The 15,185-nt window shown below is 62.3% G+C and carries 12 protein-coding genes, 3 pseudogenes and 1 other annotated feature; of the genes and pseudogenes, 5 read left to right on the top strand and 10 right to left on the bottom strand.

Going from position 1 to position 15,185, the window contains the following annotated elements:
- Position 1: 1 nt before the first annotated feature.
- Positions 2-1,249, top strand: a complete 1,248-nt coding sequence (locus ACT6VE_RS16770; protein ID WP_444799682.1) for an ABC transporter permease — start codon at positions 2-4, stop codon at positions 1,247-1,249.
- 5 nt (positions 1,250-1,254) lie between these two features.
- Entirely contained in the window at positions 1,255-2,064 is an 810-nt protein-coding gene (locus tag ACT6VE_RS16765) for an ABC transporter permease (RefSeq protein ID WP_444799681.1), read from the top strand.
- On the opposite strand, the gene ACT6VE_RS16760 is transcribed toward ACT6VE_RS16765, so the two are convergent.
- Entirely contained in the window at positions 2,065-2,940 is an 876-nt protein-coding gene (locus ACT6VE_RS16760; protein WP_444799680.1) for a LysR family transcriptional regulator, read from the bottom strand.
- A gap of 67 nt (positions 2,941-3,007) precedes the next feature.
- The gene (locus ACT6VE_RS16755; protein WP_444799801.1) at positions 3,008-4,222 is read right to left on the bottom strand and encodes a M24 family metallopeptidase; all 1,215 of its coding nucleotides are present in this window, start codon (positions 4,220-4,222) and stop codon (positions 3,008-3,010) included.
- 252 nt (positions 4,223-4,474) lie between these two features.
- Here ACT6VE_RS16755 and ACT6VE_RS16750 point away from each other — a divergent pair, with 252 nt between their 5' ends.
- The 3 genes and pseudogenes from ACT6VE_RS16750 to ACT6VE_RS16740 form a co-directional block, all read left to right on the top strand.
- Positions 4,475-5,575 carry a GlxA family transcriptional regulator gene (locus ACT6VE_RS16750; RefSeq protein WP_444799679.1) on the top strand — a complete coding sequence of 367 codons (1,101 nt, stop codon included), beginning with the start codon at positions 4,475-4,477 and terminating at the stop codon, positions 5,573-5,575.
- Between the two features lie 1,007 nt (positions 5,576-6,582).
- Positions 6,583-6,711, top strand: coding sequence for a hypothetical protein (locus ACT6VE_RS16745; protein WP_444799678.1), 129 nt, complete (start codon positions 6,583-6,585; stop codon positions 6,709-6,711).
- A 12-nt stretch (positions 6,712-6,723) separates the two neighbouring features.
- Positions 6,724-7,026 (top strand): annotated as a pseudogene (locus tag ACT6VE_RS16740) (DUF1810 domain-containing protein); the annotation flags it as partial.
- On the opposite strand, the pseudogene ACT6VE_RS16735 reads toward ACT6VE_RS16740, so the two are convergent.
- The 8 genes and pseudogenes from ACT6VE_RS16735 to coxB all read right to left on the bottom strand — a co-directional run.
- A pseudogene (locus ACT6VE_RS16735) lies at positions 7,023-7,676 on the bottom strand (transposase); the annotation flags it as partial. The pseudogenes ACT6VE_RS16740 and ACT6VE_RS16735 sit on opposite strands and share 4 nt — an antisense overlap.
- A pseudogene (locus ACT6VE_RS16730) lies at positions 7,639-8,716 on the bottom strand (IS3 family transposase); the annotation flags it as partial. The pseudogenes ACT6VE_RS16730 and ACT6VE_RS16735, both read right to left, overlap by 38 nt.
- Positions 8,278-8,387: a sequence feature (AL1L pseudoknot), on the bottom strand. Its footprint overlaps the pseudogene before it by 110 nt.
- A 12-nt stretch (positions 8,717-8,728) precedes the next feature.
- Entirely contained in the window at positions 8,729-9,358 is a 630-nt protein-coding gene (locus ACT6VE_RS16725) for a flavodoxin family protein (RefSeq protein ID WP_444799677.1), read from the bottom strand.
- 110 nt (positions 9,359-9,468) lie between these two features.
- The gene (locus ACT6VE_RS16720; RefSeq protein WP_444799676.1) at positions 9,469-10,536 is read right to left on the bottom strand and encodes a c-type cytochrome; all 1,068 of its coding nucleotides are present in this window, start codon (positions 10,534-10,536) and stop codon (positions 9,469-9,471) included.
- Positions 10,530-11,159: a cytochrome c oxidase assembly protein gene (locus ACT6VE_RS16715; RefSeq protein ID WP_444799675.1), complete on the bottom strand. Its 630-nt coding sequence runs from the start codon at positions 11,157-11,159 to the stop codon at positions 10,530-10,532. The genes ACT6VE_RS16720 and ACT6VE_RS16715 overlap by 7 nt, the downstream gene beginning before the upstream one ends.
- Positions 11,156-11,536: a hypothetical protein gene (locus ACT6VE_RS16710; protein WP_444799674.1), complete on the bottom strand. Its 381-nt coding sequence runs from the start codon at positions 11,534-11,536 to the stop codon at positions 11,156-11,158. The genes ACT6VE_RS16715 and ACT6VE_RS16710 overlap by 4 nt, the downstream gene beginning before the upstream one ends.
- Positions 11,537-11,540: 4 nt before the next feature.
- Positions 11,541-14,054, bottom strand: a complete 2,514-nt coding sequence (gene ctaD / locus ACT6VE_RS16705) for a cytochrome c oxidase subunit I (RefSeq protein ID WP_444799673.1) — start codon at positions 14,052-14,054, stop codon at positions 11,541-11,543.
- Positions 14,051-14,998 (bottom strand): cytochrome c oxidase subunit II, encoded by a 948-nt coding sequence (coxB, locus tag ACT6VE_RS16700; RefSeq protein ID WP_444799672.1) that lies wholly within the window; start codon positions 14,996-14,998, stop codon positions 14,051-14,053. The genes ctaD and coxB overlap by 4 nt, the downstream gene beginning before the upstream one ends.
- Positions 14,999-15,185: the final 187 nt, after the last annotated feature.

Genomic DNA, 15,185 nt, shown 5'->3' with positions numbered 1-15,185 from the left:
CATGACGCAGACCATGTCTCTTGCCCCTCTCGCCGCCGACGCCAATCTGGGTGCGGCGCTCCGCCGTGCGGAAAGACCGAACCGGCTCCGGGCATTCGCGCTGGCATTGCCGGCGCTCCTGTTTCTGCTTGTAACCTTCGCTGCCCCAATCGGCATTTTCCTGACGACGGCCGTCAGCAATCCGGAAGTGCGCGACGTCCTGCCGCAAACGATTGTCGCGCTTGACGGCTGGGATGGAAGATCCACCCCCGGCGAAGACGTCTATGTCGCGCTGGCGGCGGATCTTGCACGGGCAAAGGAGAACAATACGGCAGCCGCGCTCGGCAAGCGGCTGAACTACGAAAGCGCCGGCATGCGCAGCCGCATCATGTCGGTTGCCCGCCATCTCGGCAGTTTTCAGGAAGGGCCTCTCGCCCCGCAGTTCGCCACACTCGACCCTGTCTGGGCGAGCCCGGACCTATGGGCGATCCTCAAGCGCAACGCCGATCCCGTGACACCCTACTATCTTCTGACAGCCGTGGATTTCGGGCAGGATGCGTCCGGCAGCATCGTCAAGGTGCCACAGGATCAGGCTGTCTTTCTCGGCATCCTCGGTCGCACGCTGTGGATTGCCGCGCTGGTGACTTTCGCAACGCTGCTGCTTGGCTTTCCGACGGCCTATGTCATTTCGCTGGCGCCTGTCCGCATCGCCGGCTTCCTGCTCCTGATGGTGCTGCTGCCGCTCTGGACCTCGCTTCTGGTGCGCACCACCGCATGGGTCGTGTTGCTGCAAACGGACGGCATCATAAACCAGACGCTGCTGGCCCTCGGCCTCACGACGGAAAAGCTGCAACTGATGTTGACACGCTTCGGCACCGTGACGGCCATGACCCATATCCAGCTGCCCTTCACCATCCTTCCGATCCTCAGCGTGATGAAGTCCATTCCGCAAGGACAGTTGCGCGCCGCTCGTTCGCTTGGTGCGCCACCATTTTTCGCCTTCTGGCGGGTTTACGCGCCGCAGACGCTGCCTGGCGTTGCCGCCGGCTGCCTGATGACCTTCATCCTGTCGCTCGGCTACTACATCACGCCGGCACTGGTCGGCGGGCCGCGTGACCAGATGATGTCAAACTTCATCGCCACCTACATAAACCGCGACCTGAACTGGGGCATGGCCGCTGCGCTCGCCTGCGTGCTCCTCGTCATGACGCTCTCCATCTACCTCCTGTTCCTGCGCCTCGTCGGTGCGGAACGTATCAAGCTTGGATGAGAACCATGTGGCTTCCTGCTTACGCAACCCGAAGCGAACGGCTCTGCCGTCTCGCCGTCGTCACCTTCGCTTTTGCCGTTCTCGTTTTCCTTATCGGACCGCTCTTTGTCGTGTTTCCGTTGTCGGTTTCGAAGGATCCGTTCTTCACCTTTCCGATCCAGGAGTACTCCTGGCGCTGGTATGCGGATTTCTTTGAGAACCCGCGCTGGACACAGAGCCTTTTCAACAGCGTCGTCGCGGCTCTCTTCAGCACGGCGCTCGCCACGCTTTTCGGCACGCTGGCCGCACTCGGCATCAGCCGACCCGGCTTTCCAGCCCGTAAAGCCGTCATGGCATTGATGATCTCGCCAATGATCATGCCCGTCGTCATCGTCGCCGTTGGCGCCTACATGTTCTTCGGTACGCTCGGGCTCACCAACACGCGCACGGGACTGGTACTCGCCCATGCCGCGCTCTCCATTCCCTTCGTGGTCGTCACGGTGCTTTCAGCGCTTTCCACCTACGATTCCAATCTCACGCGGGCAGGCGCCAGTCTCGGCGCCGGGCCGATCAGCGTGTTCTTCGCCGTCACGCTGCCTCTCATCCTGCCTGGCATTGTCTCCGGCGCACTGCTTGCCTTCGCCGTCTCCTTCGACGAGGTCATCGTCGCCCTCTTCCTCACGGGGGCCGAGCAGCGCACGTTGCCGGTGCAGATGTTCTCCGGCATCCGGGACCAGATCAACCCGACGATCATGGCGGCGGCAAGCCTGCTGACCACCGTCTCCATCGCCCTGTTTCTGGTGTTGAACCTCATTCGCCGTGTGCGGCGGGCCTGATCATCCGTTCCGGGTGTCGGCGAGAAAAGCGTCGGCAAAATGCGCAGCAAAGCTCTCCGCCACCGGGGAGCGTTTGCGGTCGGAACTCAGATAGATGCCGACGACGACGTCCGCGAGCCTGGGAAGGCCGAGGGCGTCGTCAAGCGTCGATAGCTTGGCCGGCACGATGCGACGGGCGAGCACCGTGTTGCCGAAGCCGGAACCGACTGCGGCCTCGAGGCCCGAAAGACTGGGGCTCGTATAGACGAGGTCATAACCACGCCCGTCTCGCTGCAGGGCCGTCAGCATCGCCCGTCGGTAGAGGCAGCCCTCCGGATAGCAGACGATGCGCAGATTGCCACCGCCATCCGCAACAATGGAGGTCTCGCCGTCACCCACCCAGGCGAGCGGCTCCTTCCAGGTCATGAACGCGCCTTCTGCCGGCCCGTCCGGCGTCATCGCCACCACGAGATCGTACAGACCGTTGCGCAGCCCTTGCAGCAGGACATGGGAAAGGTCGCAGACGACCTCGAAGCGGAAATCGTGGCCGCTGCGGGCAAGGCGCGGCATCAGCTTCGGCAGGAAATGGTCGGCATAGTCATTGGGAATGCCGAGGCGGATCTTGCCATGCTGGTCGCGCCGGGAGAGGCGCAGCACCATCTCGTCGTTCAGTGTCAGCATCTGACGGGCATAGCTCGCCACCAGTTCGCCCGCCTCGGTCGGCTGGGCACTGGCATCCTTGGCGAAGAGGGAGACGTTGAGCAGTTCCTGCAACTTCTTCATCTGCAGGCTGATGGCCGGCTGGGTACGGCCGAGCTGCTCAGCAGCGCGCGTGTGGCTGCGCAGATCAATAACAGCAAGGAAGGTGCGAAGAAGGTCGGTCGGGATGTTTCTCACGGGGCAGCACTGTTCCAAAAGGAAACGGGCCGATCGGGCGGCCCGTTCCAAGTTGCCCGCGGACGGGTCAGGCGGGGAGGATATTACGCTCGGGACCGAAGGGGAAGCCTGTGATGTTCTCGCTGCCGGTGTCCGTCATCACCAGGATGTCGTGCTCACGATAGCCACCGGCGCCCGGCATGCCCTCCGGAATGGTCAACATCGGCTCCATGGAGACGACCATGCCGGGTTGCAGCACGGTGTTGATGTCCTCGCGCAGCTCGACGCCCGCCTCGCGGCCGTAGTAATGGGAGAGCACGCCGAAGGAATGACCGTAGCCGAAGGAACGGTAGCCGAGCAGGCCGTGCTCGCGGTAGATCTCGTTGAGTTCCGTCGCCACATCGCCGCAACGCGCACCGGGCTTCAGCAGTTCAAGGCCGCGACGATGGACGGCGCAGTTGATCTCCCAGATGCGCAGATGCTCGTCGCTGGCATGGTCGAGGAACAGCGTGCGTTCGAGCGCCGTATAATAACCAGCGATCATCGGGAAGCAGTTCAAAGAGAGAATGTCTCCCTTCTGGACGCGGCGCGACGTCACCGGATTATGAGCCCCGTCGGTGTTGATGCCCGACTGGAACCAAACCCACGTATCCATCAGCTCGGCATGGGGAAAACGATCCGCAATGTGGCGGACCATGGCCTGCGTACCGGCTAGCGCGACTTCATATTCCGGCACGCCTTCTTGCACGGCCTTCGCCACAGCGGCGCCGCCGATATCGGCCGTTGCGGCCCCTGCCTTGATGAGCACGATTTCTTCGGCCGACTTGATCGTGCGCAACCACATGGTCGGCGAGCCGATATCGACGAACTCGACACTGGGGAAGGCCTCTTCCAGCAGGCGGCGCAGGTCGAGATTGACCTGGTCGAACTCGATGCCGATGCGCGAAGCATTCGGAAGAAGCTGTTGCAGGGCGTGGAAGAAATTGTCTCGCTGCCAGTCGGTGTAGGTGATGTTGTCACCGAAGGTGCGGCGCCATGGCTGGCCGGCATCGATGCCGGCGGAGACCGATGTCGCCTTTTCCGGCGTGATGACGAACGCATAGCGCCGGCCGAAGGAGCAATACAGGAAATCGGAAAAATAGCAGATGTTGTGATAGGAGGTCAGGACAGCAGCATCGAGTTTCAACTCCTCCAAAATGCCGCGCATCGCGTTCTGTCGCCGCTCCATTTCTCCAGCCGAGAAGGTCGGCTGTGCCTTCTCGCCATTGTGCATCTCCTGCAACCGCAGGAGCTGGTTCGGCATCCCTCGCGCAAACATGTTCATGTAAAAACTCCTTCTCCGCGGCCAATCGCGCTGTTTGACGAGGCTGAGGGTAGGAACCTTCGCGGCCGCTGGAAAATTAGAAGTTCCAATGCCGGCATAAGGAATTCGAACCCCCGTGCAGATTGCTAATGCCGGCATTTGCGATCGAAATTTCCGTCGCGGCATCCCCTTCTATAGGTTTCCAGCAAGACGGGGCCGTGGTCGGCCGTCCTTCGAATGCGGGGAGAGCCGATGCTGGAGCGTGGAACTGGATATGTCGTCGCCGGACGCGGCAAGAACCACGGCCCCGATAGCGGATCCGGCAAGCGGCTGAGGGTCGGCTTCCTTCTCGCCCGGCAATTCACCCTGAGCGCCTTCGCGCTGTTCGTTGATACCCTGCGGCTCGCCAGCGACGTGGAGGACAAGTCTGGCCGCCGCCTGTGCGACTGGGATGTCCTGAGCCCGAACACACACATGATCCGATCAAGCTGCGGCGTTCAGGTTGTTCCGACCACGGGTCTGGGTGATCCGGAGCGCTTCGACTATGTCGTCGTGATTGGCGGCCTTCTGGGCGTCGAGGAACAGTTACCCTCCGAATCCGTCAGCTTTCTTCAGCGGGCCCTCCAGAAGGGCGTCAGGCTGATCGGCGCCTGCACCGGCAGCTTCGTTCTTGCCAATTCCGGACTGCTGGCCGGCAAGACGGCGTGTGTCAGCTGGCTGCATCACTCCGAATTCAAGGCACGCTTCCCGGCGATCCGGTTGACCTCGCAACGGCTCTTCGTTGAGGACGGAAAGGTGACGACATGTGCCGGAGGAAGCGCCGTGGCCGATCTTGCCGCACTGCTGGTCCGGCGGCATGTCGGCGAGGGCGCAGAACGCAATGCCATGGAAATCCTTCAACTCGATCGCCGCAGAGAAGGTTCGGATCTGCAGAGCCGGACGCCGATCACTCTGCCCGTTCACTGCGATGACCGCATTCGCGTGGCGCTGCTTTGCATGGAGGAAAATATGGACGACAGGCTTGAGATCGAGGCGATCGCGGACCGCGTTGGTCTTTCCCGGCGTCAGCTGGAACGGATATTCCAGAACAAGACGGGCTTTTCACCTGCTGCGGCATACGAGAAGATCTGCATGAAGAAGGCCGCGCAGCTGGTCGAGCGAACATCCAAGACCGTGATCGAGATTGCCCTCGACGTCGGCTTTGCAAACAGCTCGCACTTTTGCCGGCGCTTTCGGGCAAATTTCGGCATGACGCCCAACAAGCTGCGGGAGAAGATGCGAAACCGTGGCCAGGGAAGTATCACGCCTAACACAACGGTTGACGTAACGGGATCCCGCGATCGCCGTGCGTAATGTTGCGATCATATTACACGCCAGCACGAGACTGCCGGCGGATGGCGATATGCCTTCCTCTTGAAAACTGGCGTGGCATGAGTGACGCCAACTGACATCAGGCCCTGCTTGTCGGTTTTAGGGCTAATTCGGGGTGCTTGCCACTTCGGCGCCGCCACCCAGAGCACGGCACCGGCAATTGCCGTGAGTGCGATCAGCGATGCGCGCCGTACCTGTTTCGTGCAGACCTTTCGACATCTCCAGACGACCACGGAGCTCTGTCATCAGTTGTCTCTTATTCTTGCGCCAAACCCGTCGCCGAGAATAAAGGTGAACGCAGTAAGGAGGCCGATGGTTGCCAAGGTTGTTCGCTAATCATCCGCTCAACGACATGCATGATGATGTGGTGGGAAGGTCCAAGGCAGCGGGGGCTGCTTGGACCTCCCCAATCCGCCCGCTTGAGTCCGAAGGACGGTGCTGATGTGGAGCGCGACGTAGGGAAGTCAATCGCCATCCAGGCCAAGCCCGCGGTATGCTGAAATGACGAAGGGCGCTCGACCCTTTCGGGGAGCGCCCTTCGAACCCGGACAACCACGAACGCGCGACAAAAGCATTATCGCTGCAGGCAGTTATCGATCACGGGCAGTAAGCGGTAGATGGGACGAGGATGCCCGACATTCAAGGGTATCTGAAGCGGCCCCGGCGGAAACCGGTAATCCGAGGCACGCATCGCAAATACCGCAGCCATCATCATCCATCGGCTGATCCGCGCGCTCGCAACAAAGGCAGACGACCGCGCATCGCAGAGGGCTCTTGCGCCTGGTCTCCACTATGATCTCCGCTGCATCATCCGATAAGGCATCGATGACGACTTCCTTCATCCTATGCGTCTCCGTTGACCTCAGCGACAAGAGATAAGAGCGACGGGACGCTTTGCAATGGTGCGGGCGCGGAAGGCGAGCGGCGACCGTACTGCGGGATAGACTCTCTGCGTTCCGCATGCTGTTTTAGGGGTCGGAGGGACGAGTATGGCGTATGAATGGGATCCTCGGCGCGCCCGACGCGCCCGTCTGATCAGGCTTGTGGCTGCCGTGGCACTCAGTGCGTCGGCGATCACCGTGCCCGTCGCCGTCCTGCTGGCCGCTGCGCCGATCTGACATCGAGCAGAAATGGTAACGATGATGACGCCCGACCCGTTCGATCTCTCTCGTTTCATCGCAGCGCAGGATCTCGTTTTCGACACGGCCGTTGCCGAGCTCAACGCGGGACGCAAGGAAACGCACTGGATGTGGTTCGTCTTCCCGCAGTTGCGGGCGCTGGGGCGATCACCGACCGCGAGCTTCTACGGCATCGGCTCGATCGAGGAGGCTCGCGCCTACCTCGAACATCCCGTCCTTCGCGATAGAATGACGAAGGCGGTCGACGCGGTGCTCGGGGTATTCGGCCATTCCGCCCATGAGATATTCGGCTCGCCAGACCATCTCAAGTTCCGGTCGTCGATGACGTTGTTCAGCGAAGCGGCGGCCGAAGAAGGGGGCGACCACCCATTAACCCATTGCCTGTCACCGCGGTGTGGCTTGTTGCGCCCCTTGAACGGTGCCTGCTGAGGGCCTGAAATCTCACGGCCGTCAGGGGCTTGGATCTTACCAGCCAAACGGTCTTGGACGTAGTGTTGCAAACGTGGGTTCGTCACCAGCTTCGCCGGCTTTGGTCTTCTGGCCACCAATTCCGCCTTCCATTGTGCGACCGAAGCTCGATATTCGAGCTTCCCGCCACGCGTTGCAGCGTTTCGTCTCAGCTCTCGCGAGACCGAGGACGGGCTACGCCCGATACGACGGGCGATCTCTCGCACCCCGACGCGTTGGGCCCACAGAAGTCCGATCTCCTCTCGCTCGGTGAACGACAAGTATCTCCCGGATATGGGGCTCGACATGAACAATGGCATTCCGCCACGATGACGGAACCAGCGTGTGCCGACAACTTGCGACACCCCGACCGCTTCCGCGGCCTTCTCACTGGTGATCCCGGTCGCGATCTTTTCCCAGAAGTGTCGTTCAATCTCACGACGAAGCGACGGTGCACCTGGCGAGCGCATTATTCCTCGCCCCGTCAACTCCTGCATCCATCCAGCAGGTCGTCCCATGAATACCTCCATGATTGGAGTGTTGCGACGACCGGTTGAATCCGCCTTGCGAGCCGCGGTCGGAATGATGAACCAGCCCGCCACGGTGAACGGGCCGCCGATCATGAAGGGCCTGGTCGAGGGCATCGAGCACAAAGCCCGCATGGGCAGTCCGGCTTGCCCGCCAACCGACGATACGGCGAGCAAAAGCATCGATGACAAAGGCCACGTAGACGAAGCCCTGCCAGGTCGCGACATAAGTGAAATCCGAAAGCCACAGCATGTTCGGCGCGGGAGCGTAGAAGTGCCGGTTCACCCGGTCGAGCGGGCATGGTGCGGTCTTGTCGCTGATCGTCGTGCGGATCGGTTTGCCACGAATGATGCCCTGCAGTCCCATTACCCTCATAAGCCGAGCAACCGTGCAGCGGGCGATGTCGTAGCCCTCCCGTAGCAACTGTCGCCAGACTTTGCGCACGCCATAGACCTGGAAGTTCTCGTTGAACACCCGGCGTATCTCGACTTTCATGGCAATATCATTGCGTTCGCGGGCCGACAGGCGGCCCACGTCCGTGCGCTTGGCGACGACTTCATAATAGGTGGATGGGGCAATCGGCAGCAGTCTGCAGATTGGCTCGACCCCGAGCACCGAGCGGTGTGCATCGATGAAGGAAATCATCGCTTCAGTGGGCGGTCGAGCTCCGCCTCCCTGCCCGGCAGGCGAATGTTTACATTCGCCGAGAGGGGGCAAAATACGCAGACGCTTTGCGCAAAATCTCGTTGGCCTGACGAAGTTCGCGATTCTCCCGCTCCAGAGCCTTCATCTTCTCTGCAACGTCACTCGGCAAACCCGCACGCTTGCCGCTGTCCACTTCGGCCTTCTTCACCCATTCGTTGAGCGGATGCGCCGAGCAGCCGATCTTGGCGGCTATGGAAGACACAGCCGCCCAGCGCGAAGGATGCTCCGCTTCATGCTCGACCACCATTCGAACGGCGCGAGCGCGGACTTCAGGAGAAAACTTGTTTGTCGTCTTGCTTGTCATAGACCCTACTTCTCACGAGTTGGGGTCTCCGGCAAAGCCGGCGCGGTTCAGTGCTTTGAAAAGGCGCGCGGCGTGTACGGTATTTCGAGCGACGAGGTTGAGCGTGTCCTGCACAACATCGGGGATTTCCTCCAGATCGACGAAATTGACCGAGCCCATCGCTTCGCCGACCCAATAGGTCACTGCGTTGGCGGGAATGGTGAAGCCGACATCGTTCAGTGCTTGAAAGAGTTCGGCCGAGACGTGATGCGCACCATCCTCGTTGCCGACGACGGCAACGGCGGCGACCCGGCCATACGAAACCATCCGGCCTTCATCGTCCTTTTCCTCCAGAAAGGCGTCCATGCGTTCCAGCGCCCGCTTGCAGACGCTGGAAGGTTGGCCCATCCAGATCGGCGTGCCCATGATGAGGATATCGGCATCGAGAATCCTGCGGCGAATGTCGGGCCACGCGTCGCCATTGCCTTCATCCGAGGTAACGCCGGGCTTGATGTCGTAATCGGCAAGCTGCAGGAATTCTGTCGTTACGCCCAGAGGCTCCATTGCGGCGGCGAGCAGCTTCAGCATGCGATCTGTGGAGGACGGGTCTTCGGCACGCTTCGTCTTGAGCGTGCAATTGAGTGCCAGCGCAGTCAGAGTCATGGTCGTCTCACGAGGTTGGAGTTGAAGGCCCAACCTCTTTACCTGCCGATTGTTCCCTTATTCTCCAGGCCGCAGGAGCGCGCTGTCATACTGGCGACGGCCGACAGGAATTACGGCTGTGCCGGATCCTGACTCGCGCTGCGCGCAGCGAAATAGGCGGCTAGCGCCGCGATGTCCTCGTCTTGAAGATTGGCGGCCGCTTGGGTCATCAGCGCCCGGAAAGGGCCGCCGCCGCGCCTCTTTCCGACAAAGAGCCGCAACTGATTGGCGAGGTAGGCTTCAGCCTGGCCGGAGAGATGCGGATAGGCGGGGTTTGCATCCGCCTTGTCGTGACAGGAGAGACAGGCGGGGATACGTCGCGCGGCGTCCCCCTTCAGAGCGAGCGATTCACCGAGCCGGGCGAGGGAGCTCTCCACTGTCGACTGCAGGGCTACCGGTGGCAGGCTCGCGAAGTGGCGGGCGAGCGTTTGATGTTCTGCCTCGCTCAATCCACGAATTGCCACGGCCATTGTGCCGCTTGGCCGGGTTCCGTTCCCATAGGCAGCAAGGGCCTGCTCGAGGTAGAGCGCCGATTGTCCGGAGAGATTCGGAATGAGGCTTTCGGCGTCAAGGCGCTCCGGCATGTGGCAGCCATTGCAGTCCTCAAGCACCTTGTCCGCCGACGTCGATTGCGTGGTAGCATAGCCGGCCAGGTCGCGGTATCGCTTCGCATCGAGGTCGGGATAGCGGCGCAGGAATGCGACCATGGCCCACGCCTCGTCCTCGCGATACGCAGCCGGCCAGGCGGGCATGCCGGTGAACCGTATGCCATGCTGCACGATCTGGAAAAGCTCGGCGTCAGTCCAGGTCGCGATCTTGTCTTTCAGGTCAGGTGGTGCCGGAAGCATCCTGCCGACGCTTTTGGGCCGCGCCATGGCCGGCGAGCCGTGACAGATGGCGCAGCCCGCTTCGAAATGACCGGCCGCCATCGGCAACATGCCTTCGGTGAAGACGGGTACCTTCGTGCCCAACGCGGCCGTGCGCACCGATGACCGCATGACCCAGTGCAGGAACCAGTCGGTCGCCTTCCAGTGGCCCGTGCTCGCGCCGACGCCGATGAGGCCTGACCAGGCGAGAAGAAACGCGCTCAGGACTCCCGCAAGAAGGAGGCCGACGATGTGTTTGCGGCCGATCAGCATCGCGGTTTCTCCGTGGGTAGCGCTTCGCCGTCATGCAGCAGTCCGGCCAGAAGCACGATCCCTCCGAGAAGATAGGCGCAGGCGCCGACCATCAGCATGACGATCCCGCCGATCTGCTGGTCGGCGGCGGCCGAAATCGAAATGCCGAAGCAGGAGACATCGCCCTCGCCGTAGAGGGGACGCGGGGCGAGTGCCAGCAGGACGCCGAGCAGGGTCATGTGCATGGAGGTGAACAGCAGCCCGGCCGCGCCGGCAAGTCGGCCTTCCCCCGGCCGCAAGCAGACCCGCCACAGCAGGATGCCCGCCGTAAGGAAACTTGCCTGCTCGAGAAAGGAAAGTGTGAGACTCGCGTCGGCGATCGCGCGCAACGCCGGCAGGTGCCAGAACCAGACGGCGACGAGCTCGAAGAACGATGCGAGCATGGGCGTGATCCGCGCCACGCCCGGTGCTGCATCGAGCCGGGTGCTGCGCATACCGTAGCCGATGAGCGGCGCGGCAACCGCGACGATGCCCATATGGACGATCATATGGACGGTGAATGAGCCGCCGCCGAAGCTCGCCACGAGGACGGCGCAAAGCACGAGGAGGAGGAGAAGGCCGAGGATGCGTGCAAGGCTCTTCATGGCTGGCAGGCCTCGATGAAGATGAGCGGCACGGCGAGGAAGACCACCCCCACGAAGCTGAGGCCGGAGAGCAGCAGCGTCGCGAAGCCCTGGAAGAGCAGGCGATCCCTGCGGGTCGGTTCGTCATGCGGCGGATCGCCGGAGCCGAAACCCCATTGCCGCCAGGCGAGAACGGCGGAGAGGACGATTCCGCCAAGGGCCAAGAGCGTGACGGCGCCGAGCGCAAGGCGCATGGTTTCGAAGGAGAAAGACGCGGCGCTCGCCTTCGCGCAATAGGTCGCGGCGGTGATGTAGCAGGCAAGGAAATGCAGCGCCCAGATCGTCGGTGCGGTGAAGAGCGTCCAGAGGCTTTCGATTTCCTTGGGGATCAGACGCATGGCATTACCTCAAGCCCGGAAAGAGACCGAGAACGCCGAAGGTCGTGATCGCGGTGATGACGAGGAAATGCCAGTAGAGCACGACATTGCGCAGGTCCATGTCGTGGCGGGCGCTCATCCGGCCCGTAAGGCTGCGCGCCAGGCAATAGGCCTGCATGATCACGCCGACGCCGCCATGCACGACGGTCCAAAGGGTGACAACCCAGACGATGGCCGGATAGACATGCGCGGTCGGGTCCATCGCCGTGAGATAGGGGCCGGCAAGGCCGGCGCAACCGGCGGCGAACGTCAGGAGGGCGGAGAGGGCAAGCCAGAGGCGCGTGCGCGCATCGCGGTCGCCTTCGTTCGCCTTGCGGGCTGCGAGCATCGCCAGCCAGGCGAGCGTGAAGAGGCCGGCTGCGGCGAGCGGCCAGAGCGTGCCGGGGCCGGCATGGCCGGCGGTGAAGTCATCGTGGATGGTCCAATAGAAGAAATAACCGAACATCAGGCTGGCATAGGCCGTGCTGTCGCCGGCCATGGTGATGAACATGGCCCACCAGCCGACCGATTGCGGCCCGGACGTGTAGAGCGGCAGCGTCCTGCCGAGCCCGACATCGCGCATCTCCTCCTTGGGTATGGCGGCGGTGCCGGTCCAGAGCCAGGCGACGATGGCGGCAAGCGTCATCACCGCGCAGACGATCGTGACGATCCACCAGTGGAAGGTGAGCGCGATGAAGACGCCGCCGAGCGAGAAAGCGGCGATGATGCTCAGGACCGAGGTGCCGCCGACGCGCAGGCACTGGATAGGCTCGGCGTCGAGGACGGAGGTGACGAGTGTTTCGCGCGCGCCGTCCTTCGTATCGGGCAAGTAGTAGCGCCCGGTTTTGATGCCTTCGATAAGGCCGGGCTGGTCCCAGATCGGATAGCGGCTCGTGATGATGGGAATGGAGCGTACGCCCCACTTCTCCTCCGGTCCGCTGATCCATTCCAGCGTGCCGGCGTTCCAAGGATTCTGCTCGCCCTTCGGCTGGCGATGCTTGGGCCTCAGCACATCGATCACCACGATGGCGACCCCGGCTGCAAAGATGAAGGAGCCGATGGTGGAGATAAGGTTGAACCAATCCCAACCGATCTCGGCGGGATAGGTGAAGACCCGTCGCGGCATGCCGCGCAAACCTGCGAGATGCATCGGAAAGAAGGCAATGTTGAACCCCGAGAACATCAGCCAGAAGGCGATTTTTCCCAGCCGGTCGGAGAGTTTTCGCGCGTTGAGCAGCGGATAATAATAGTAGATGCCGGCGACGACAGGGAAGAGCATGCCGCCGATCAGCACATAGTGCAGGTGGGCGACGATGAAATAGGTGTCGTGCGCCTGCCAATCGAAAGGAACGACCGCCACCATAACGCCCGTCAGGCCGCCGATGATGAAGATCGCAAGACCCCCGGCGCCGAACAGCATCGGCACGGAGAAAATGACGCGGCCGGCGAGCATAGTGGCGATGAAGACGAAGATCTGCACGCCGGTCGGGATCGCCACGGCCTCGGAGGCGGCCGAGAAGAAGGCGAGCGAAATCTGCGGCAGGCCCGTCGTGAACATGTGGTGTACCCAGAGGCCGAAGCTCAGGAACCCGGTGCCGACGGCGGCGAGCACGATCCAGGAATAGCCGACGATGGGCCGTTGCGAGAAGGTCGGCACGATCATCGCCATGAGCGCGATGGCCGGCAGGAAGATGATATAAACCTCGGGGTGGCCGAAGATCCAGAACAGATGCTGCCAGAGCAGGGGATCGCCGCCACGCTCCGCGTCGAAGAAGGGCCAGCCGAACATCCGCTCCATCTCGAACAGGATGTCGCCGGCGATCAGCGGCGGGAAGGCGAAGAGGATCATGCCGGCGACGATGAGAAGATACCAGGCGAAAAGCGGCATCATGTTGATACGCATGCCGGGTGCGCGGCACTTCATGATGCCGACGATCAATTCCACCGCGGCGGCGATGGAGGCGACCTCGATGAAGGACAGCCCGAGCAGCCAGACATCGGCGCCGATGCCGGAATACTCCTTGTCCGTGGCGAGCGGCGGATACATGAACCAGCCGGTATTGGGCGCCGCGCCGAAGAAGATCGAGCCGCAGACGAATATGCCGCCGAGTGCAAAGCTCCAGAAACCGAAGGCGGAGAGGCGCGGGAAGGGAAGTTCCCGCGCGCCGAGCATCGAAGGCAGGAGGAAGATCGCCACCGCCTCGAAGATCGGCACGGCGAACAGGAACATCATGACGGTGCCGTGCAGGGTGAAGGCCTGGTTGAAGGTGTCGGCGGAGAGGAAGTCGTTGTCGGGAACGGCAAGCTGCACGCGCACCACAAGGGCCAGCACGCCGGCGAACAGCATGAAGAGGAATGCGGCCGAGCCATACCACAGGCCGATCTCGGTATTGTTGACCGAGGTCCAGTAGCGCCAGCCAGAGGGCGTGCGCCAGACATCGCGGAGCTTTGCCTCCTGCGCCTTGCGTTCCTCGACGGAAAGCTCTGCCGTTTCGGTCATTTGAGCCCCATGAGGTAATCGGCGATGGCGTTGATCTCCGAGTCGGGAAGCATGTCGAAGGCCGGCATTTTCGCGCCAGGCTTGACGACATCAGGGTTGCGGATGAAGCGCGTAACGTTCTCGACCGTATTGGCAAGCGTGCCGGCCCCGACCGTCTGGCGCTGGCCGAAGAAGGTCAGGTCCGGGCCAAGGCTCGGGGCCTGTGTCATCCCCCTTATGCCGTGACAGCCGGAGCAGCCGTGGAAAGCAAAAAGCCGCTCGCCTTCGCTCCCGCGCGTTCCGTTGCCCGCAGCCTGCGCGCGTCGCCAGGCTAAGTAATCGGCAGGCTCCATGACGATGACGGAAAAGGCCATCAGCGCGTGGGAGGTGCCGCAGAATTCGGCGCAGGGTGCGCGGAAGACACCCGTCTTCGTCGGCAGCAAGGACGACGTATTCGTGCGCCCCGGGATCATGTCCATCTTTCCGCCAAGCACCGGAATCCAGAACGAATGAATGACATCGGTCGCCTTGAGCGAGAAGGCGACCCGCTCGCCAAGGGAAAGTCGCAGTTCGTTCGCCGTCTCGAAGGCCGGCATGCTGTCCACCGCCGGATAGCGGATGCGCCACCAGAATTGTTCGCCGGTCACCTCGATCATTTCGGGCTGTGGCGCCTGCTGCGCGAACCACGGCCGGATCACCGGCATCAGCCAGACGGCGTAGGCGAGAAGCGTAAGCAGCACGACAACGGGAAAGGCGACGCCGCCGAACAGGATCAGGCGGCCCGCCTGCTCTTCGGTCCACGAGGTTTCCCGGCGTCGCGCCGCATGAAGAAGCAAGCCGACGACTACAAGCCACACCAATACCCCGCCAATCACCATGACGAGAAGAAGCTGATAGATCGCAGCCGCTTCCTCACCGGCGGGGGCGAGCGCCGATTGAACGCCGGAACAGCCGGTCAACGGCACCAGCAATATCGGAAAGATGCGCCGGAAAATTGCTCTCGCTCCTGTGGGGTCTCCTGAAGCGATATGGCCCGCATTTGCATGCCGGCAAGGGTGCGTCGGCGGTCGTGTCGCCAAGCGTCCGCGCTTTCAGCAGAGATTCCCACACGGAACATTCCATCGCTTGGCGCGTAAGGTGAGAGTTCAAACA

Origin of the sequence: Shinella sp., from assembly GCF_052438155.1 — a bacterium.
GTDB lineage: Bacteria > Pseudomonadota > Alphaproteobacteria > Rhizobiales > Rhizobiaceae > Shinella.
The sequence above is the reverse complement of the archived record's forward strand: the minus strand, read 5'-3'. Positions and strand labels throughout refer to the sequence as shown.